The sequence below is a fragment of the Shewanella sp. TB7-MNA-CIBAN-0143 genome (assembly GCF_040310065.1).
GTDB lineage: Bacteria > Pseudomonadota > Gammaproteobacteria > Enterobacterales > Shewanellaceae > Shewanella.
This window is the reverse complement of record NZ_JBEOPL010000021.1, coordinates 1-21086: the sequence shown is the minus strand read 5'-3', so window position 1 is coordinate 21086 and position 21086 is coordinate 1. Positions and strand designations below refer to the sequence as shown.

Sequence of the window (21086 nt, the reverse complement as noted above, 5' to 3'; positions counted from 1 at the left end):
CATCCACTTAGATTAACTAAATGTGCTCCAAATTGGCGCATGGTCTGATGGTTTATCAATACCACGTAATTCGTAATCTACATCTGACTCAACTAAACGTGGCAACATTGACTCTGTGACCAGAATGACGTCAATTCGAAGTCCACGGTTATCATCAAAACCTTTACTACGATAATCAAACCATGAATAACGTTCAGTGCGAGTAGGGTGTAATTGACGGAAACTGTCGATAAAGCCCCATTGCTGTAAACGTGCTAACCATTCACGTTCTTCTGGTTGGAAACTACATTTACCGGTTTTTAACCAACGTTTGGCGTTAACCTCACCAATACCGATGTCTAAATCGGTTGGCGAAATATTAATGTCGCCAATAATCGCGATGTCTTCACTTGGATTGTGATGTTTATCTAAATGCAGCATTAAGTCTTGATAAAACTTGCGCTTAGCTGGATATTTCGTTTCGTTATGGATACTTTCACCTTGTGGGAAGTAACCATTGAAAACCGTTAATATACGGCCATTATCTTGTGTGAACTGACCAATAATAAGACGGCGTTGCGCGTCTTCATCATCGGTTTCATACCCTTTAATGATTTCAAGAGGTTCTGCTTTTGACAGCATAGCGACACCGTAATGTGCTTTGCCACCATGATAATGGACTTTGTACCCCATAGCCTCAACGTCAGCAACAGGAAAAGCTTCGTCATGTACTTTGGTTTCTTGTAAGCCAATTATATCGGGTGAATGACTGTCGATGAGAGCTTGCAGTTGATGCAAACGAGCACGAATACCATTGATATTAAAAGAAACTATTTTCATTAAGGAAGCACTCGTTTAAATGGCTTAACGATAACGCTTTTGTACACGCCAGCACCAATATAAGGATCCACATCTGCCCAAGCTTGTGCATCTTCTAATGAAGGGAAATCAGCAACCACTAATGACCCTGTGAAACCCGCTTCACCAGGATTTTCATTATCAATAGCAGGATGTGGTCCAGCGGTTAATAAACGGCCTTCATCGGCTAAAACTTGTAAACGGGCTAAATGTTCAGCACGAACAGATAAACGTTTTTCTAAACTGTTTTCAATATCTTGAGATGAAATCATATACCACATATAGCTGCTTCCTTTATTTGATTTTACATAAACAATTATTGGTTATCAGTAGGTTGCGAGTTGTCATCTTGCATATTTTTATACAGATACACTACCGTTATCACTGTGTTAATTAAGGTAAGGGCGGTTAAGCCAAATACTTTGAAGTTAACCCAGGTTTCTAAAGGTAAATTAAACGCAATATAAATATTGGCGAAACTACATAATACAAAAAATCCAACCCAATACCATGTGACTTGAGTCCATATTCTATCGTCTACTTTCATTTCTTTGCCTAACATGCTCTTAAGCGCTGATTTCCCCATGATTTGTGAGGCAATTAACCCTATAGCAAACAAGGCATAAACAATACTGACTTTCCATTTGATAAAAGCATCATCGTGGAAAAATAGGGTGAGTGAACCAAATACAGTCACCATGGCGAAGGTGGCTAAATGCATTTTTTCAATATGTTTATAAATCAGATACGTAATGATGAGTTGAATAGCCGTGGCAGCAATCAATACTCCTGTTGCGGCGTAGATATCATAGAATTTGTAAACGGCAAAAAAAATGACAAGTGGTAAAAAGTCTAACAGTTGTTTCATAAAAATCTCTTGCAGAAAAAGGACAACAAACAGCTGTCACTACGACAATATACGCCGATTGTAACATGATGAGATAGTGTTTATGAACCATAAGCAGTTGTGCAATTGCAACCTTAGTGATCATTGTTGTTTTAAGGTGAGCCATAACTGAGTTTCACTTAGTAGATCAGCACTTTTTTTAGATAAAAAGGGATTATGCAGCACAAATTCGGTGCGGTTATCTAATTCGGATTTACTGAGCATACCTTGAGTGATTGGGTGGTTATAGAATAAGTCATCGAAGCTACCGTCATCGATAGCTTTTCTGAGGCCGTATTCGATGCGCTGAGCTAAGGATGTGTTGTCTTTACTGACAAAAAAATAAATGGGCGCGGGATACTTTAATAAGATTTTTTGTTCAAGTGCTAGGTCTGGATAACGGTCCAAGTCTCGCCATGGTTCGTGTATTGAGCGGGGATAGTAGTCAAAGCGACCTTTCAGTAACATGGCTATTAAACGACTATCACTGCCAGATGTGACGGTAAAACCATTACTGTGCAAAATAGGTACATCTGGCCAATCAGCGCCTTGGCCAATTAAGGTCTTTTTGATGTCTTCTATGGCGTTTATGTTGTCAAATTTAGCTTGATCATTTTTACGGATTAGCCCAATTCGGTAACCCATTAGTCCTTTAAGTAATGGCACATAAATAGCTTGTAATTGATCTTCTCGTTCAATGCTGGTCATGGTCCAGACAACATCAATAATCGTGTTATCAGCCACCATTTTAAGTGCTCGACCCTGCGGCATTTGGATCATGGCGGCATTCATTTGAAAGTCGCCATATTTATCGCGACTTTTCTCTAACGCAAGTTCAAGTAACGACACAAAATATGCCTGTTTTGGATCAGTGCCTTGAATTGCAGCATTATAAGTGACAATAATTTTAGGTTGTTCAGACGTCGCCACAGTTTTAAAACTGCAGATAACAGATAGGATGGCAATCGTTAAAATCCCTATTAACGAACTTTTCATATAATACCGAATTGGTTGATATTTATCCTAGTATAACGGACATAAAAAAAGGAGCAATAAAATCGCTCCTTTTTCAACCTGAAAGTGGTCGTTATGTAGCCGCTTTCATTGCTGCGGTAAATTCGGCGAGTTTGGCCAATAATGTCACTTCATCATGTTGATGCGCTTCAATGATTTTAACCACGGCAGAACCTGAAATAGCACCCGCTGCTCCAGCCTTGATGGCGGCGCGTACTTGCTCCGGTTCAGCAATACCAAAACCTAATAGTGGCGGTGGGGCATTAAATTCGACCAGTTGCGCCAGAATATTCTCAATTGGCTCACCCGCTTTGGATTCTGTGCCCGTTACGCCGGCACGAGATAATAGGTAGGTATAACCTTCACCTTGTTCACTAACCAGTTTTAAGGTGTCAGCATCAGCATTAGGCGGTGCAATAAAGATAGGCGCGATACCATGTGCTTTTGCAGCCAAACTAAAGGGTTTTGATTCTTCTACAGGCACATCGGCAATCAATACAGAATCAACACCAGCAGCTTGTGCTTTGGCATAAAATGAATCGATACCATTAGCAAATACTAAGTTGGCATATAGCAATAATCCGATAGGCAGCTCAGGATATTGCGCACGTATTTTAGCGATAATGTCAAAGCAATCACTTTGTTTAGTGCCTGCCGCTAATGAGCGCAGGTTAGCACCTTGTATCACCGGGCCATCGGCTAATGGATCTGAAAAAGGAAAACCTAATTCAAGTGCATCAGCGCCATTATCAACTAAGGTCTGAATGATTTTCATCGATAATTCAGGACTTGGATCGCCAATGGTCACAAAGGGAACAAATGCGCCTTGATGTTGTGCTTTCAGTGCAGCAAATTTTGCTTGATAACGGTTACTCATTGCCGCTCTCCTGTTGTTTTTGTTTGGCCTCTAAAATATCTGCCACTGTGAAAATATCTTTGTCACCACGACCTGATAAATTAACCACTAAAATGGTTTCTTTAGTGGCTTCCTTTGCCATGCGAACGGCGTAAGCAAGTGCGTGGGCTGATTCTAATGCAGGAATAATGCCTTCACAACGAGCGAGTGTTTGGAACATTTCAAGTGCTTCATCATCGGTTGCAGACTCATAACGAGCACGACCAATAGCGTTTAAATGTGCATGTTGTGGGCCTACCGATGGGAAATCAAGTCCGGCAGAAACTGAATACGATTCTTCAATTTGTCCGTCACTGTTTTGCATTAACGGTGATTTCATGCCAAAGAATATACCTGTTTTACCGTGTTTAAGCGGCGCGCCGTGCATTGCCGTATCAAGGCCTTTACCTGCAGGTTCAACGCCAATCAACTCAACCGATGCTTCGTCAATAAAGTCAGCAAACATACCAATAGCATTTGAGCCTCCGCCAACACAGGCAATAACGGCGTCGGGTAAACGGCCTTCTTTTTCAAGAATTTGTTTTTTAGTTTCTTCACCAATAATGCGCTGAAACTCGCGCACAATTGTCGGGAATGGGTGCGGTCCAGCTGCGGTGCCTAATAAGTAATGCGCTTTATCATAGCTGCCCGACCAGTCGCGCATGGCTTCGTTACAGGCATCTTTTAGGGTTGATGAACCTGAGGTAACCGGTATAACTTCAGCGCCCATTAATTTCATGCGGAACACATTTGGCGATTGACGTTCAATGTCTTTAGCGCCCATGTAGACTCTACATTTTAAGCCTAAAAGCGCACAGGCTAGAGCAGTAGCTACGCCGTGTTGACCAGCACCGGTTTCAGCGATGATTTCTTTTTTACCCATGCGTCTGGCTAACAACGCTTGTCCCAATACCTGGTTGGTTTTATGGGCGCCGCCATGAAGTAAGTCTTCACGTTTTAGGTAAATTTTTACCAACGGATTTGGACTTAAATTACGGGTCAGTGTTAGCGCTGTTGGGCGGCCAGCATAGTTCTTTAGCAGGTCGGTAAATTCAGCGATAAAGCTTTCATCTTGTTGTGCTTCAACAAAGGCCGTTTCGAGTTGTTTTAATGCAGGCACTAAAATCTGCGGTACGTACATCCCACCGTATTCGCCGAAATAAGGGTTAAGCTTGAGCTCGGTCATAAATATTCCCTTCGAGTAATCATGTTTTTAACTAAAAATGGTGTCGTAAATAGAAAATTAATTACGGCGTAATTGAGTAAATGCAGCAATCAGTTTTTGATGGTCTTTATGGCCAGGGGTAGATTCTACTCCTGAATTTAAGTCGACCCCATAAAATCCTTGTTGGCTTGCTAGATAAACATTGTCAGGGGTTAATCCACCGGCCAACATCGCATCTTGTTTATCATCAATATTGGCTTGCCAGTTGAATGTTTTTCCGGTGCCGCCAAATTGTTGTGCTGATTTGCTGTCGTATAAATAACGATCGGCGCCAGCAGGTTGTTGACTCACTTCGTCGCTGTTGCTGTCAATTGCAACGGCTTTCCAAATCTCGGTTTTTAGCTGCTGTTGATTCAATAACGCTTTTAATTCGGTGATTTCAAGTTCAGTTTCATTGCCGTGTAATTGCACTGCAAAAAGATTCAGTGTTTGGGCCAATGAAGCGATATCTGCAACGGGGTGATTAACAAACACACCCACCATATTTAAGCCAATATTACGTTGCTGCATTTGGGCGACTAATTCACTTGCTTGTGCTGGTGTTACGGCTCTAGGTGATTTGGGATGAAAAATTAGCCCACCAAATACCGCCCCAGCAGTTGCCACCGCCTCAATATCGTCAATTCGAGTCAAACCACAGACTTTATTGTTTCCAAAAATAAGTTGTCTGCACGCTAAATCAATATCGTCTTGCGCCATAATTGAACTGCCAACAAGATAACCGTCAACCAATGGATTTAGGCGGCAAACTTGTTGATGGTTATAAATACCTGATTCGCTAATAACGACTCTGTCTGCGGGGATCTGTGGCGCTAATAACTCAGTTGTCGCCAAATTAGTACTTAAGTCGCGTAAATTACGATTGTTAATACCAATTATTGGGGCAAGGAGATCAATCGCTCGGATCAATTCTTCTTGGTTACTCACTTCAGTTAAGGTATCTAATTGATACTTAGCCGCTTCGCTGGCTAATAAACGATATTGCTCATCATCAAGCACTGACAACATGAGTAAAATAGCATCAGCACCTTGATGGGCCGCCAATTTCACTTGATACGGGTCGACAAAAAAGTCTTTACAGATAATGGGCTGAGTCACTCTGGCGCGGACTTTTGGAATGTAGTCCATGTCACCTTGGAAAAATTGTTCATCGGTGAGTACAGAGATGCCTGCAGCGTAATTGACATAAATATCTGCGATGGCTTTAACATCAAATACAGGGCGAATAAGCCCTTTAGAAGGACTGGCCTTTTTACATTCAAAAATAAACTGAGCATTAGGTGCTTTCAGGGCATCGTATAAGCTACGGTCAGATATTTTAGGCTGTAGACTGGCTTCAGGGAAACGCAGTTTTAGCGCGGCGATATGTGCCACTTTAGTATCAACGATACGGGTTAATACATTACTTTCTGGCTTACTCATGGTGTTCTCCAGCTTGGCTCGCGGCAGCTAAATCGGTTAATAAGGTAAAAGCTGTACCGCTGGCGAGTGTCGTGAGCGCTAGCTGAGTACCGGCTTGAACTGAGTCGCAAATACCACTGATATACAAAGCACAACCTGCATTAATCGCCACCGCATCTCTATGTGCTGGTAGACCTTTACCTTGTAAAATGGCTTGGGTGATTAAGGCATTATCAGCTGGTTCTCCACCCGTTAACTGCGATATGTCTGCACGGTTAACGCCGAGATCTTCAGGGCTCAGTTGGTAAGTACGCACCACACCGTCTTTTAGTTCTGCCACATGAGTATTATCATGAAGCGCCACTTCATCTAAGCCACTGCCATACACCACCATTGCGCGTTTAACGCCAAGGGCATGTAACACTTGTGCAATAGGTTCGATGAGTTCAAGTGTATATACGCCCAACAGCATAAATTCTGGGCTTGCAGGGTTAATTAATGGGCCTAACACATTAAAAATAGTACGGGTTTTTAACGCTTGTCTTACAGGCACAGCATGTTTCACCCCGCCATGGTAATGCGGCGCAAATAGAAAACATAAGCCAAGCTTATCTAAACACTGGCTTGCTGCGTCTGGCGCCATGGTGAGCGCGATACCGCAATGTGACAGTAAGTCAGAAGAGCCAGACTTGCTTGAGACGCTGCGGTTACCGTGTTTAGCTACTTTTGCGCCTGCTGCTGCTGCAACAAAAGCGGCAGTAGTAGAAATGTTGATGGTGTTATGGCCATCGCCGCCAGTACCGACAATATCAACAATGCCAGTTTGCTTTGAGGCATCACTTCGTGGAAAGGGTTTAGCTGCTTGGCGCAATGCGTCAGCCGCTCCGGCTATTTCATCAATGGTTTCGCCACGCATTTTTAGCGCCACTAACATACCCGCCATGGTTGCAGGTTGCATATCACCTTGAATAATAGCGCTAAACACTTGTGCCATTTGTTCACGAGTTAATGGCTTACCTTGATACAGATGGTCGAATAACGTTTGCAGATTATCCATTATTCTCCTCCAGTAAAGGCATGGTCTTGGGTTAAATACGCTAATGTCTGCGTGAGTAACTGGCTGCCTAGGGTGGTTAAAATTGATTCTGGATGAAATTGAAAGCCCATAGCTTGATGTTGTGGATGTAATATTGCCATTGGCATGTCATCTGTGGTGGCAATAACGTCTAAGCAGTCAGGTACCTTAGTCGCAACTAAGCTGTGATAACGGGCCACCGGTAATGGTGAGGGTAAGTTTGCAAATACGCCTTGACCATTATGGAAGGTCGGGCTGGCTTTACCGTGGACAACAAACGGCGCTCGCTCTACTTTGCCGCCATAATATTCAACCATGGCTTGATGACCTAAACAAATGCCAAGCATCGGGACTTTACCAGCCACTTTGCCAATGAGTTCCATCATGCAGCCAGCCTCGTGAGGAGCTCCAGGTCCGGGTGATAGCACTAATGCCTTTTTACCCGTTTCATTCATGAGTTTTTCAGCAACATAATCGGCACTGACATCATTACGATAAATGACAACTTCACAGCCAAGGCTGCGGAATTGATCGACTAGATTGTAAGTAAACGAATCGAAGTTATCGAGTAAGTATATTTTCATCCGTTGATCGTTTTGTGTGGTTGCGGTGCTCATAGCCCACCTCCCATTTTTATCGCAGAAATGACCGCTTGGGCTTTTTGACGTGTTTCATCTGCTTCGGCTTGTGGATCTGAGTCAAACACTACTCCAGCACCTGCTTGTATATGAGCAACATCATTTTTAACAAACGCTGAACGGATAACAATGCAGGTATCCATGTCGCCGAGACCATTGAGGTAACCCACTGCGCCACCATAACTGCCGCGACGAGCTTGCTCCGCTTGGCGAACTAATTGCGATGCACGCACTTTTGGCGCACCCACTAAGGTTCCCATGTTCATGCAAGCTTGATAAGCGTGCAGGGCATCTAAATCTAAACGTAATTGACCAGTGACGCGACTGACTAAATGCATCACGTGCGAGTAACGATCAACTTTTAGCAGTTCGGCCACTTTACGGCTACCGCTTTGGCTGATGCGAGCAATGTCGTTACGGGCTAAATCGACCAGCATTAAATGTTCTGACAATTCTTTCTTATCTAAACGCAGCTCGAGCTCTATACGGCTGTCTAGGTCAAAATCAATCTCACCTTGAGCATTTTTACCGCGCTTACGCGTGCCAGCAATGGGATACACTTCAACTTGGTTACTGGCCGCATCGTATTTCAGGGCACTTTCTGGCGACGCACCAAATAAGGTGAAATCAGGACCTCTAAAATAGAACATATACGGACTAGGGTTGGTTAAGCGCAAAGCCCGATATGCCCCGAGCGTATTTGGGCAAGGTAAGCTGAAACAACGAGATGGCACTACTTGGAAAATATCGCCGGCGACAATGTGTTCTTTTAAATCAATCACGGTTTGCTTAAATTGCTCGTCGGTGATGTTAACTTCTTCGTCGGTTGTCACTGGTGTTAATTGAGCAATATCACCTAGATCGGCACATTGTTCGATAACGTGTTGCAGTTGCTGAACTAATTGTTGTGCAATCATTTCATCTTGACCGAATTGGTGGCTAACAATCTCGGCTTGCTGAGTTTGATGGTCAATTAAAATAAGTGTTTCAGCAAGATAGAATAAATAATCTGGGCAATCATTGTGAGCGTTGGGCGCTGCAGGGAGTGGCTCGACAGTATCAATTAAGTCATAGGCTAATACACCACCTAAAAATAAATCTTCAAATTTAAGCGGATTATTGGTTTGAATGTGTTTAATAAACATTCTTAAGCCATCAAGAGGAGATGTTGACTTTAAACGTGCATCTTCATCTTGTAACTCGGTGGCCTTTTGCAGCGTCACGATGAGAGTATTATTATCTCGTTGTTGCTGTGTATCGCTGAAGAAGTTGGCTATTGGCGTTAATAACGCTGCACCATTTTGAGTTAATGCGCTGAAGCTGAGCTGATAACCGTCGCAACGTATCATCATTGCCGCATGAGTGAGTACGATGCTTTTTAAATGGTCTTTACTTTCGACCTCTGCTGATTCTAACAGCATGGTATGCGGCGCATTATTAGTCACTTGCTGATACAATTTTAGTGGATCAGTATGGTAGGTTAATGCCTGCTTTTGCGTGGTAACCTGAGCGAGTTGGTTTGGTGTGGTCACTGTTGTCATCACTATGTCGCCGCTCCTTGTATCATGTTTGTTTATCATCTGTTGGCCTTTAATATTATGTAACCCGAGTGACTAAAGTGAGTGGGCCAAATAACAAGAAAGCCCACATCTCTGCGGGCTTTTTGGTAAAATCTTGTCTCTTAAAAATGAGCACAACGCTTCACACCACCCGTTAATTTGGGAAGTGCCACCACCAAGTAATGTGTAATGAAGCTAAAGAGTGTGTCATTGTTAATCGCTATGTTGTGTCTGTGTTTAATGCCTATAGGAAAACCCAGCTGGAGATTAATGTCAATTGAATATTTCTCAAAAGCTAACAAAAAGTGGCAATATGGACAAATCTAGTCTACTTATTAAGCCCTCTAACTAACTTATGCATAAATAATTCATCAATTGCCATCATTTATTCATAAATCCAAGCAGTATTTTAATCGCCACTCTAGTACAATAACCACATGATTACAGAGACTCTCTTGGCCGATCTTCACAGCCACACGACCGCATCAGACGGTCAATTAACACCAACAGAATTATTAACTCGCGCTATTGAAAAAGGCGTTGAGATGTTTGCTATTACTGACCATGATACTGTTGGAGGGTTAGCGGAAGCGCATCTTGCTAATCAAAACCATGCCACGCCATTAGTATTAATTAATGGTTGTGAGATTTCGACTCGTTGGAACAGTTTTGATATTCATATCGTCGGATTAAACTTGGATATCGCTCACACGGGATTATTGGATTTTTTAACTCATCAACGTGAGTTGCGTGAAATCCGAGCCCAAGAAATTGGTGAACGTTTAGCTAAAGCGGGGATAGAGGGTGCCTATGACGGTGCTAAAGCTATTGCCGGCGATGCAGCGCTGAGTCGTGGCCATTATGCTAGATGGTTAGCCGATAATGGTCATGCGACTGATATGCCTAGTGTATTTAAACGCTTTTTAGCTCGTGGCAAAACAGGTTATGTACCCAATAATTGGGGCGATATGGCCAATGCGATAGAGCATATTCATCAAGCCGGTGGTGTTGCAGTATTAGCTCACCCTAGCGGTTATAAATTATCGGCCAAATGGCTTAAGCGCTTAGTGCGTGAATTTGCAGAGGCCGGTGGCGATGCGATGGAAGTTATTTTAGGCCAGCAAACATTAGACGACCGTAATAACCTTATCGCATTAAGTAAGCAAAATAACCTACTTGCTTCTGTGGGGAGCGATTTTCACTTCCCGAGTAATTGGATCGAGTTAGGTAAAAACTTATTCCAACCACAAGGTGTGGAATGGGTTTGGCAATCACAACATTGGACGAAAAGAGCATGAGTCAATTTTGGTATATTCATGATGAGAACCCACAGGCACGATTAATTAACCAAGCTGTGGCGATTCTTAAACAAGGTGGAGTCATTGTTTATCCCACTGACTCAGGTTATGCATTGGGTTGTATGATTGGCGAAAAAAATGCCATGACGCGTATGGCGCGCATTCGCCAGATTGAAAATGACACTAATTTTTCATTAATGTGTCGTGATCTCTCTGAGCTGGCCAATTTTGCCCGCGTTGATAACCAAGCATATCGTTTATTAAAAAGCTGTATGCCTGGTCCATATACGTTTATTTTCAAAGCCACTAAAGAAGTGCCACGTCGTTTACAGTGTGACAAAAAGCGCACCATTGGCATTCGCGTGCCTAATAATGTCATTGCACTCGCGTTACTCGAAGCATTGGGTGAACCAATGATGACAACCAGTTTAGTGATGCCAAATGAGCAATTTGCTGAATCTGACCCTGAACATATTCGCGATATACTCGATAACTTGGTAGACGGTATTATTCACGGTGGTTATTTACCTGAAAATCAAACGACAGTGATTGATATGTCTGAAGATGAGATGGTGATATTACGTCATGGTGCTGGCGATACCAGTGCATTTGAATAAACCAACGTGATACCCGCAGACGAATCATCTAAGATAAACATGCCAGGCAGTCAGCAAAGCCTGCCATTAGCAATGGTTCGTGGCCAAGCGCTTAATAGCATGCCCCTAGACTTGTTTATTCCGCCTGAGGCCTTAGAAGTGTTTCTTGAAACCTTTGAAGGCCCATTAGATTTATTATTATATTTAATCCGCAAACAAAAATTAGATGTGGTTGATTTGCCTATTCAACAAATCACCCAACAATATTTACTCTATATTGAAATTCTCACTGAAGCGCGCATTGAACTGGCTGCCGACTACCTTGTGATGGCGGCAACATTAGCGGAGATTAAATCCCGATTATTGTTACCTAAAATGGCCAGTGAAGATGATGAGGAAGAAGATCCTCGCGTGGTGCTTATACGGCAATTAAAAGCCTATGAAGTGATCAAACAAGCTGCTGTGGATATTGATACGTTACCGCGGATTGAACGAGATGTGTTTCAAGCATCTGTTAGCGCAGCCCCAGACATTAAACCGGTGACGGTACCGCCAGATGTTTCGCTGGTGGATATAGCTCGTGCGTTTGGCGAAGTGCTAAAACGCATTGATGCCAACGAAGATCATCATGTAAAGCGTGAACATTTATCTACCCGTGAACGCATGAGCCAAATTTTAGCTAAATTATCCAGTACAGAATACATTGGTTTTGAGTGTTTGTTTGATGTCAGTGAAGGTCGAGCTGGTGTAGTGGTGAGTTTTTTGGCACTCATGGAGCTGGTTAAAGAGTTACTCGTTGAGTTAGTGCAAAATGAACCGTTTTCACCCATCTATGTAAAAGCGTATTAATTAACGATATTCGAAGAGATCCATGAAGCCCATTAATCCTATTCAGTTAAAACAGCTTATTGAAGCCAGTTTGTTTGTCTTAGCTAAGCCGTTGTCGGTAAAAGCCATTAAAGAAACGGTGTTAGCTGATTTTAGTGTATCGCGCACGCGCATTCAGGAAACGCTTGATGAATTACAGCAAGATTATCAAGAGCGGGGCGTACAGCTAGTTAAAGTCGCTAGTGGTTATCGTTTTCAAACTCAAGAAATACTCAGCCCTTATTTACAACCTCTGTGGCAAGACAAATCCCCTAAGTACTCTCGTGCAACGCTTGAAACGTTGGCGGTGATTGCATATCGGCAACCAGTAACGCGTGGTGATATTGAATATATTAGAGGCGTTGCGATTAGCAGTAATATCATAAAAAGCTTAGCGGATCGGCAGTGGATTAAAGTGGTTGGCCATAAGGAAGTACCTGGTAAACCAGCATTGTATGCGACCACCCCTGCATTTCTGGATTATTTTAATTTAACAAAACTTGCCGATTTACCTGCATTAACCGATGCCGCATCACTGCAAGGGTTATTTGATAAAGTGCAAGTTGCTCTCGATGAGCCTACAGATGATGCCAGTAATATTGATGACCAAGACGATGATCACCAAGACGATGGTCAACAAGTCAATGACGAGCAAAACGATAGCGAAAACAGCAGTGATACAACCACAAATGAACTTGATGATGTAGACGACGAAACGGTCGATATTGTTAAAAACAGCCAAAATCTAACCCATTAAATCCACACTTTAGTATTGTTTGCCGCCCCTTTGTCGCTAGTTTGAACAGGGAGCTGGGCGAGCATGTAATCGAGTAAGCGCTGACCCGTTAGGCTTAAAAATCGTCTTGACGGATACACTAGAAATACCACGCCAGTATAAGGCGCTAAATCATTAAATAAACGCACTAACGCCCCTTGCTCTACGTCATCCTGACATAATTTTTTGGGTAAATAACCAATCCCTCGGCCTAATTTTGTGGCTTCATAAGCCAGTTGAATGCTATTGGTGCATAAATTGCCTTTTACGGCCTGCATAGCGTCATTGGCGAGTGGCACTTCACTGAAGGTTTTACCATTTGGGAAGCGAAATAAAATTGAGTTGTGTTGTTCAATATCACTCAAGGTGACAGGCATGCCAGCTTTGGCTAAGTATTCTGGGCTGGCAAAGAAACACATATCTTCACTGATAACCGGTTTTGCCACCATGTCGAGCTCACTAAACGTTTCATTCACCATAAATGCGATATCAATATTGTTACGCACCATGTCTAAGGGCTCGGTACTGGTAATGATCTCAAGCGAAAACTTAGGATTTTCATCCATAAAGGCAAATATTTTACTCACGATATCCATTATCTGCGGGATAGGAAATATCAAAATCCGTAAGTGGCCAGTCAACTCTGCTTTGTTGTCGGTAATATCTGCAAGAGTTCGATCTAAGTCAGCTAACATCACCAAGGTTTTTTCGTAGAAATGACTGCCTGCAGAGGTCAGTGTTATTGCGCGACTTTGACGATGAAACAACTTTAAATTTAATGACTCTTCTAACGATTGTAAGCGTCTGCTGACCGTCGATTTAGGTAAATTCAACAAATTAGCGGCTTCAAGTATGCTGCCGGTTTCGACAATTCGATGAAATAATGCAATGTCTTCGGTTTTCATGTGGATTGCTCTGATTATGGCAAATAAGTCAAACTCAAATAATGGGATTGATGTTCCCAAATAAACCCATTTATTGCAACTATAATTCAGGGTATTGTTCGGCCCAATTGTGAATTAACTGTTATCCCTGAAAAGGGAAATATTGTTGTCACCACGTCTTTTTAACGCTTAGTTCCCAAGGATCATAGTCGATGAAATATCACTCAACGTTGCCGTTGGCATTGCTTATTTCTCTTATTTTAGTCGGTTGTACGCCTGTTGAAAGCGCCGTACAAGATGTACTGGTGCGCCCAGTAAAATTGTTTGATGTGACACAGTCATCAGGCAATACCATTCGTCAGTTTCCTGCAAGAGTCGAAGCAAATAGCCGTGCAGAATTATCATTTAGGATTTCAGGCCAACTTGTTAGACTGGATCTTGTTGAAGGCCAACATGTTAAACAAGGTTTTTTACTGGCTCAATTAGACGATCGCGATGCGCATAATAATTTAATGACTCGTGAGGCCGAGTATGACTTGTTGCTCGCAGACTTTAGCCGTAATCAAACCTTATTAGAACGTAAATTAATTTCGCAAGCGCTATTTGACAGCAGTAAAGCCCAACTTAAATCGGCTAAAGCAGCGTTAGCTGCTGCCAATGATCAAGTCAGTTATACCCGTTTAGAAGCGCCATTTAGCGGCACCATTGCAAAACGTTTGGTAGATAACCACCAAATTGTTCAAGCAAACCAAGGTGTGATGACCTTGCAAAATAATCAGTTACTTGATGTCAGCATTCAGGTACCTGAAGCAATGGCGGCAGTATTAACTCAAGATATTGCCAATGGTTTAGCTGCAAAAGTTCGTTTTAGCGCATTAGATGACATGGTGTTTGATGCAAAATTTAAAGAATACTCAACTCAAGTGACGCCAGGCACACAAGCTTACGAAGTAGTGTTTTCATTACCACAACCTGACAATGTACAACTATTGCCAGGCATGAGTGCCGAATTAACTTTAGCGACGCTAAATGACTCCCAAAAAGGCTTTAGTACCATAGTGCCTATTTCAGCCGTAGACAAACAAGACCAAAATGGTGATGTAACCGTATGGCGTTATCAGCCAGATAGTGGAGATGTTAGTCCGGTAAAAGTGACTCTCGGGCGGGTGAGTACTGACGGTGTCGAAGTGTTAACTGGACTCCAAAAAGGCGATGCTATTGTTGCAGCAGGATTATCGCAATTATCTGAAGGCATGAAAGTGAAGCCTCTACGCTGGCAACGAGGAGTGTAATTGATGAATGTTGCTGAGTATTCCATTCATCACAAAGTCATTAGCTGGATGTTTGCGTTTTTACTGCTTATTGGCGGCAGTGTGGCGTTTACTGGTTTAGGACAATTAGAATTCCCCGAATTTACCATTAAGCAAGCCTTGGTGATCACCGCTTACCCTGGTGCGTCGCCTGAACAAGTAGAAGAAGAGGTGACATTACCGCTTGAAGATGCTTTACAGCAGCTTGATGGTATTAAACATATCACCTCTATCAATAGTGCTGGATTATCACAAATTCAGGTTGAGATTAAAGACAGTTATGACAAACATCGATTACCACAAGTGTGGGATGAGGTGCGTCGAAAAGTTAATGACACTACAGGGCGTTTACCACCCGGTACCGCAAAGCCACAAGTGATTGATGATTTTGGTGATGTCTACGGTATTTTACTTAACTTGTCAGGTAACGATTTTAGTAACCGAGAACTGAGCAACTATTCAGATTATTTACGCCGCGAACTGGTGCTTGTTCCCGGGGTAAAAAAAGTCTCTGTGGTGGGTGATGTGACAGAGCAAGTGGTGATTGAGATTTCACAACAAAAATTGTCAGCGCTAGGCTTAGATCAAAATTACATCTATGGATTAGTCAACAATCAGAACGTGGTGTCTAATGCTGGCAGTATCGTCATTGGTGATAATCGTATCCGTTTACATCCTACCGGTGAGTTTAGTTCGGTAGAGGAATTGTCTCGTTTAGTGGTGAGCTCACCTGGCAGCACTGAGCTTATTTATCTCGGGGATATTGCCAACATTGAAAAAGACTATGACGACACTCCCAATGTGCTTTATCACAATAGTGGTGAGGCGGCGTTATCGTTAGGTATTGCGTTTTCTGGCGGCGTAAACGTAGTCGATGTGGGTCAACGTGTTAGTGAACGCTTAGTTGAGCTTGAATCACAACGACCGTTAGGTATGAGCCTTGATACCGTTTATAACCAAAGCTCAGCTGTCGATAATACTGTACAAGGTTTTTTGATTAACCTTTTAGAGTCGATTGCGATTGTTATCGCGGTATTGTTATTGTTTATGGGCCTTCGTTCTGGGTTATTGATGGGCTTAATTCTGTTGCTAACGATTCTAGGTACTTTCATTGTGATGAAAGTATTAGACATTGAATTGCAGCTTATTTCTCTAGGCGCGCTGATCATTGCCTTAGGCATGTTGGTCGACAACGCCATTGTGGTGACCGAAGGTATTTTGATTGGCTTACAACGGGGTAAAACCCGTCTTGAAGCGGCCAAGCAAGTGGTATCGCAAACGCAGTGGCCATTGTTAGGTGCCACTGTGATTGCCATTATTGCTTTTGCACCCATTGGTTTGTCACAAAATGCTGCCGGTGAATTTTGTCGTTCATTGTTCCAAGTGTTGATGATTTCACTGTTTATCAGTTGGATAACGGCAATCACCTTAACACCGTTTTTCTGTAATTTGCTATTCAAAGAGACCTCGCCACAAGCTGAGCAGGTAGATCCTTATAAAGGCTGGTTATTTACCACTTATCGCAGTTTTCTGTACTTTGTATTGCGCTTTCGCCTCGTTACATTGTCAGTGGTGTTGGCGATGTTAGTCACAGCAGTGATAGGCTTTGGTCATATTAAAAACGTATTTTTCCCCGCATCTAATACGCCAATATTTTTTGTTGATGTATGGATGCCAGAAGGGACAGACATTAAAGCAACTGAACGTTTTACCGGCGAAATAGAGAAAAAGCTACTGCAAGAAAATGAGCTTAATGACACAGGTTTAGTGCACCTGACATCTGTCATCGGCCAGGGTGCCCAGCGCTTTGTATTACCTTATCAGCCTGAAAAAGGCTATCCAGCTTTTGCTCAGCTTATCGTCGAAATGCGTGATTTAGCAGCCGTTAAGGCTTATATGCCGCAAGTTGAACAGCTGTTAAATAGCCATTTCCCCCAAGCACAATATCGCTTAAAAAATATGGAAAATGGTCCGTCTCCAGCGGCTAAAATTGAAGCCCGTTTTTATGGCGAAGATCCTCAAGTGCTGCGCAATTTAGCCGCACAAGCTGAAATCGTTTTTAGAAATGAGTCGACAATGGATGGTGTTCGCCATAATTGGCGCAATCAAGTGCCACTCATTCGCCCGCAACTGCAAAATGCTCAAGCGCGTGAAACTGGCATCAGTAAGCAAGATTTAGATAATGCCTTGCTGGTTAATTTTAGTGGTAAACAAATTGGCTTGTATCGTGAAACTAGCCATCTGTTACCGATTGTTGCTCGTGCACCTGCAGCCGAACGTCTTCAAGCTGATAGCTTGTGGAAAATGCAAATATGGAGCACAGAGAACAATATATTTGTACCCGCAACACAAGTTGTTAGTGAGTTCAGCACTGAATGGGAAAACCCTCTCGTGATGCGCCGTGACCGAATTCGTATGTTGGCAGTATTGGGCGATCCCAAATTGGGATCTAATGAAACCGCAGACTCGGTACATAAAAAAGTCAGAAGTAAAGTGGAGGACATTCAGCTGCCGGCAGGTTATCGCTTAGAGTGGGGCGGGGAGTTTGAATCAGCAGGAGAAGCTCAAACCGCTGTCTTTAGCTCGATCCCAATGGGTTATTTAGCCATGTTTTTAATCACGGTATTTCTGTTCAATTCAGTTAGGCAGCCTTTAGTTATTTGGTTCACTGTACCATTAGCGGTCATCGGTGTTTCTGCGGGATTACTGTTGTTCGATGCCCCATTCAGCTTTATGGCGCTACTTGGATTATTGAGTCTTTCTGGAATGGTGATTAAAAATGGCATTGTATTAGTGGACCAAATCAATCTCGAACTTGAAGAAGGTAAAGAACCTGGATTCGCACTGGTTGATTCGTGTGTGAGCCGTGTTCGCCCGGTGATGATGGCGGCTATTACCACTATGTTAGGCATGATCCCATTAATCAGCGATGCTTTCTTTGGTTCTATGGCCATCACCATCATTTTTGGTTTGGGCTTTGCTTCTCTACTCACCTTAGTGGTGTTGCCGGTAATGTATAGTCTTGTGTTTAACCTTAACGTGACTCGCTAAGCGCTACGTTTTATATTTAATCGTAATATCGAGTTGTTTATTAAGTGATTAAGGCTGCTGACGGATAATGTTAGCAGCTTTTTTTATGGGCTGAATAAATCTATTAGCTTGGGTTAGGCAGGCTGATAAAAGTATTAAGCAATCGTAACTCAATGTATGGACTCCACCACTCTACGGTCGTAGATTGGTGGAGTCTAAAACAAAAGGAGTCCATACATCGAGTTCAGGTTAAACAGCCTGATTTCTAAGCGTTTATGGCATCTGTTATCCTGAGTTAAGCTTAGTGATGGTATTTTTTGCTCACAAGCCCCATTCAGCGTATAATCTACGCACTTTTCTAATTGTATGCGCCATTGGCGGGTACAATCCTAAAAAGACAATAAAGCAAGAGTAATTAACCTTTTGTTTTTTATAAAATTTCTTTAAAGAGTCCCCGCTAATGAGTGAAAAATTGCAGAAAGTCTTGGCCCGTGCAGGCCATGGCTCCCGTCGTGAGATGGAGGCATGGATTGCTGCAGGCCGAGTTAGTGTTGACGGTGAAATTTCTGGTTTAGGTGATCGTGTAGAGGTTGACGCCAAAATACGTATTGATGGCCGTGCTATTTCATTAAAATCAGCTGACGACATTATTTGTCGTGTACTGGCATACCATAAACCTGAAGGTGAGATTTGCTCGCGCAAAGATCCTGAAGGCCGTACTACCGTGTTTGAACGTTTACCTAAAGTGCGCGATGCTCGCTGGGTTGCGGTAGGGCGTTTAGATATTAATACTTCAGGGTTGCTGTTATTTACCTGTGATGGTGAATTAGCTAACCGTTTAATGCATCCTTCAAATGAAGTAGAGCGTGAATATGCTGTGCGTACATTTGGTGAAGTGCCAGAAGCAGCTGTACAGCGTTTACGTACCGGCGTGACTTTAGAAGATGGTCCAGCACAGTTTGATACCATTAAAGCTGCTGGTGGCGAAGGCATAAACCAGTGGTGGCATGTCACTCTTCGCGAAGGACGTAATCGTGAAGTTCGTCGTTTGTGGGAATCACAAGACGTGCAGGTCAGCCGTTTAATCCGCGTACGTTATGGCAAAGTTGAGTTACCAAAAACATTACCGCGTGGTGGTTGGATTGAGTTGCCAATGGACCAAGTTAACTATTTACGCCAACTTGCTGGTTTAGAAGCTGAAACACGATCTGTTTTAGGTTCGGATAAACACAGTGTTGCTCGTTCTAAAGTTAAAAGTGCTAAAATCCGCCGTGCAGTTCATAAGCATAAAGTGGTTGGTAATCACGGTAAACCAACTCGTCAGCGTAGCTAATATTGATATTTAGGTTACTTTATAGAAGGTCGCGGATGCGGCCTTTTTTGTTAGTTTTTTTCGATGAAAATTAATTATTGCTCACCTACTTGTCAAAAGTTTTTTCTCAGATATGATTCTCAAAATTTACGACTTATTGTGCTGTTTTTCGACGATTTATGCGCCGCAGCATTTACATTGGTTATTAGGACTGTATGAAAAAATTATTGTTAGGTTTGTTAGTATCGTTATTGGTAGCATGCGCGTCAGCTCCTAGCTGGCAAGGAATGTCTGAACGTGAGATCAGCCAATGGAAAGCGATAGGCTTTGATTCAACCCAAGCGCAAAATTGGCGCGTAAGAGGTTTTGGCCCTACAGAATCTGATGGTTGGATAAAAGCCAACTTCAATTTAGATACTGCGACCATTTGGGCTAAAGAATCGTTTAATGTTGAAGAAGCACAAGTGTGGAGCGAAGCAGGTTTTGAAATTGAGGAAGCTGTCACCAATCGCAGTAAAGGGTTAACCCCTGTTAGAGCTAATTAATCATTTTTGTGCTAAGCATCTTGTTTTGTTGGATTTTACATCGGATTGACGTTTTTTGAAGCGTTCAGTTCGATGTGATGAATATTTTAGTTGCTTGGCCAAAAAAAAACAGTAAAGTGTTGATCAAGTTAAGCGGGACGCGAAAGTAACCCTGTTTATCTTATGCAAATATGAATTAAGTGATTTGATGTTTGTTATCAAGACACGCTCAGTTTGCCCGAGTGGTGGAATCGGTAGACACAAGGGATTTAAAATCCCTCGCTGAATAAGCGTGCCAGTTCAAGTCTGGCCTCGGGTACCATTATAATCTCTAGCAATAGAGAGTGGTGTAAAAAGCCTCAACTTATGTTGGGGCTTTTTTACGTCTAAAATTTAATAAATAACATCGAAAAATAAAATCTCTCGCGCTCTTGTTGAACATCAAGCGTGCCACTCTTTTTATCAAGAATAGTCTGGCCTCGGGTACCATTATAATCTCTAGCAATCGAGAGTGGTGTAAAAAAGCCTCAACTTATGTTGGGGCTTTTTTACGTCTGGAATTTGGTCTTTAAGGGCAACAAACGCAAAAGAAGGTGAGGGCGATAAGAGCGAACGAGCCTAGATGCTAGGGCGGACTTCGTCCTACTAGTTCGCTACGCGGCTATAAGAGCGGGTTATTGGGAAAGTCGTTGGCTAGTTTCAGTTAGGTAGAGTTAAACTGGATAACTGCAGGTATAGTCTCTAGCCGCGAAGCGTTCTAGTACCTAGGTTTTTAATCTCCAGACGTTGAGCACTCTACGCTCAGCATGCAACAATAATCCGCAAACCGTTTTCTCGTGACGCAGTTATAGTCTCTAGCCGCGAAGCGTTCTAGTACCTAGGCTTTTAATCTCCAGACGTTGAGCACTCTACGCTCAGCATGCAACAATAATCCGCAAACCGTTTTCTCGTGACGCAGTT

At 42.7% G+C, this 21086-nt stretch carries 18 protein-coding genes, 1 tRNA gene and 1 pseudogene; 9 read left to right on the top strand and 11 right to left on the bottom strand.

Annotated features, from left to right (window positions below; translation table 11 throughout):
* Positions 1–12: 12 nt before the first annotated feature.
* The 10 genes from xthA to AAEY97_RS16345 all read right to left on the bottom strand — a co-directional run bounded on the left by xthA (position 13) and on the right by AAEY97_RS16345 (position 9512).
* Positions 13–819, bottom strand: a complete 807-nt coding sequence (xthA, locus tag AAEY97_RS16390) for an exodeoxyribonuclease III (protein WP_351000039.1) — start codon at positions 817–819, stop codon at positions 13–15.
* The gene (locus tag AAEY97_RS16385) at positions 819–1118 is read right to left on the bottom strand and encodes a YciI family protein (RefSeq protein WP_101086747.1); all 300 of its coding nucleotides are present in this window, start codon (positions 1116–1118) and stop codon (positions 819–821) included. The genes xthA and AAEY97_RS16385 overlap by 1 nt, the downstream gene beginning before the upstream one ends.
* 35 nt (positions 1119–1153) lie before the next feature.
* The gene (locus tag AAEY97_RS16380) at positions 1154–1705 is read right to left on the bottom strand and encodes a septation protein A (RefSeq protein ID WP_351000036.1); all 552 of its coding nucleotides are present in this window, start codon (positions 1703–1705) and stop codon (positions 1154–1156) included.
* Between the two features lie 120 nt (positions 1706–1825).
* A complete protein-coding gene (locus AAEY97_RS16375) occupies positions 1826–2719 on the bottom strand; it encodes a substrate-binding periplasmic protein (RefSeq protein WP_162023419.1) in 894 nt (297 codons plus the stop codon).
* A 91-nt stretch (positions 2720–2810) separates the two neighbouring features.
* Complete coding sequence (gene trpA / locus AAEY97_RS16370) at positions 2811–3614, bottom strand: tryptophan synthase subunit alpha (RefSeq protein WP_162023418.1); 804 nt, start codon at positions 3612–3614, stop codon at positions 2811–2813.
* Entirely contained in the window at positions 3607–4818 is a 1212-nt protein-coding gene (gene trpB / locus AAEY97_RS16365; RefSeq protein ID WP_101086751.1) for a tryptophan synthase subunit beta, read from the bottom strand. Before trpB ends, trpA begins: the two co-directional genes overlap by 8 nt.
* A gap of 57 nt (positions 4819–4875) precedes the next feature.
* Complete coding sequence (gene trpCF / locus AAEY97_RS16360) at positions 4876–6279, bottom strand: bifunctional indole-3-glycerol-phosphate synthase TrpC/phosphoribosylanthranilate isomerase TrpF (RefSeq protein ID WP_351000031.1); 1404 nt, start codon at positions 6277–6279, stop codon at positions 4876–4878.
* Positions 6272–7315: an anthranilate phosphoribosyltransferase gene (trpD, locus tag AAEY97_RS16355; protein ID WP_101086753.1), complete on the bottom strand. Its 1044-nt coding sequence runs from the start codon at positions 7313–7315 to the stop codon at positions 6272–6274. Before trpD ends, trpCF begins: the two co-directional genes overlap by 8 nt.
* Entirely contained in the window at positions 7315–7917 is a 603-nt protein-coding gene (locus tag AAEY97_RS16350) for an aminodeoxychorismate/anthranilate synthase component II (RefSeq protein WP_101087210.1), read from the bottom strand. Before AAEY97_RS16350 ends, trpD begins: the two co-directional genes overlap by 1 nt.
* A 29-nt stretch (positions 7918–7946) precedes the next feature.
* Positions 7947–9512, bottom strand: coding sequence for an anthranilate synthase component 1 (locus AAEY97_RS16345; RefSeq protein WP_351000162.1), 1566 nt, complete (start codon positions 9510–9512; stop codon positions 7947–7949).
* A 455-nt stretch (positions 9513–9967) separates the two neighbouring features.
* Here AAEY97_RS16345 and rnm point away from each other — a divergent pair, with 455 nt between their 5' ends.
* The 4 genes and pseudogenes from rnm to scpB form a co-directional block, all read left to right on the top strand.
* Complete coding sequence (rnm, locus tag AAEY97_RS16340; RefSeq protein ID WP_192115190.1) at positions 9968–10828, top strand: RNase RNM; 861 nt, start codon at positions 9968–9970, stop codon at positions 10826–10828.
* Entirely contained in the window at positions 10825–11445 is a 621-nt protein-coding gene (locus tag AAEY97_RS16335; RefSeq protein WP_101086756.1) for an L-threonylcarbamoyladenylate synthase, read from the top strand. Before rnm ends, AAEY97_RS16335 begins: the two co-directional genes overlap by 4 nt.
* A 39-nt stretch (positions 11446–11484) precedes the next feature.
* The gene (locus tag AAEY97_RS16330) at positions 11485–12273 is read left to right on the top strand and encodes a segregation and condensation protein A (RefSeq protein WP_162023413.1); all 789 of its coding nucleotides are present in this window, start codon (positions 11485–11487) and stop codon (positions 12271–12273) included.
* Between the two features lie 22 nt (positions 12274–12295).
* Positions 12296–12889, top strand: a pseudogene (gene scpB, locus AAEY97_RS16325) (SMC-Scp complex subunit ScpB); the annotation flags it as partial.
* A 155-nt stretch (positions 12890–13044) separates the two neighbouring features.
* On the opposite strand, the gene AAEY97_RS16320 reads toward scpB, so the two are convergent.
* A complete protein-coding gene (locus AAEY97_RS16320) occupies positions 13045–13971 on the bottom strand; it encodes a LysR family transcriptional regulator (RefSeq protein ID WP_242445132.1) in 927 nt (308 codons plus the stop codon).
* 191 nt (positions 13972–14162) lie between these two features.
* Between AAEY97_RS16320 and AAEY97_RS16315 the strand changes: the two genes are divergently transcribed.
* The 5 genes from AAEY97_RS16315 (at position 14163) to AAEY97_RS16295 (ending at position 20448) form a co-directional block, all read left to right on the top strand.
* Positions 14163–15242: an efflux RND transporter periplasmic adaptor subunit gene (locus tag AAEY97_RS16315; protein ID WP_335691502.1), complete on the top strand. Its 1080-nt coding sequence runs from the start codon at positions 14163–14165 to the stop codon at positions 15240–15242.
* 3 nt (positions 15243–15245) lie between these two features.
* Complete coding sequence (locus tag AAEY97_RS16310; protein ID WP_351000159.1) at positions 15246–18311, top strand: efflux RND transporter permease subunit; 3066 nt, start codon at positions 15246–15248, stop codon at positions 18309–18311.
* A gap of 439 nt (positions 18312–18750) precedes the next feature.
* The gene (gene rluB, locus AAEY97_RS16305; protein ID WP_101086762.1) at positions 18751–19623 is read left to right on the top strand and encodes a 23S rRNA pseudouridine(2605) synthase RluB; all 873 of its coding nucleotides are present in this window, start codon (positions 18751–18753) and stop codon (positions 19621–19623) included.
* A 194-nt stretch (positions 19624–19817) separates the two neighbouring features.
* On the top strand, positions 19818–20147 hold the full coding sequence (locus AAEY97_RS16300; RefSeq protein WP_101086763.1) for a hypothetical protein: 330 nt from the start codon (positions 19818–19820) through the stop codon (positions 20145–20147).
* Positions 20148–20362: 215 nt separating this feature from the next.
* Positions 20363–20448: transfer RNA gene (locus AAEY97_RS16295), tRNA-Leu, on the top strand.
* The last annotated feature ends 638 nt before the right edge of the window (positions 20449–21086 follow it).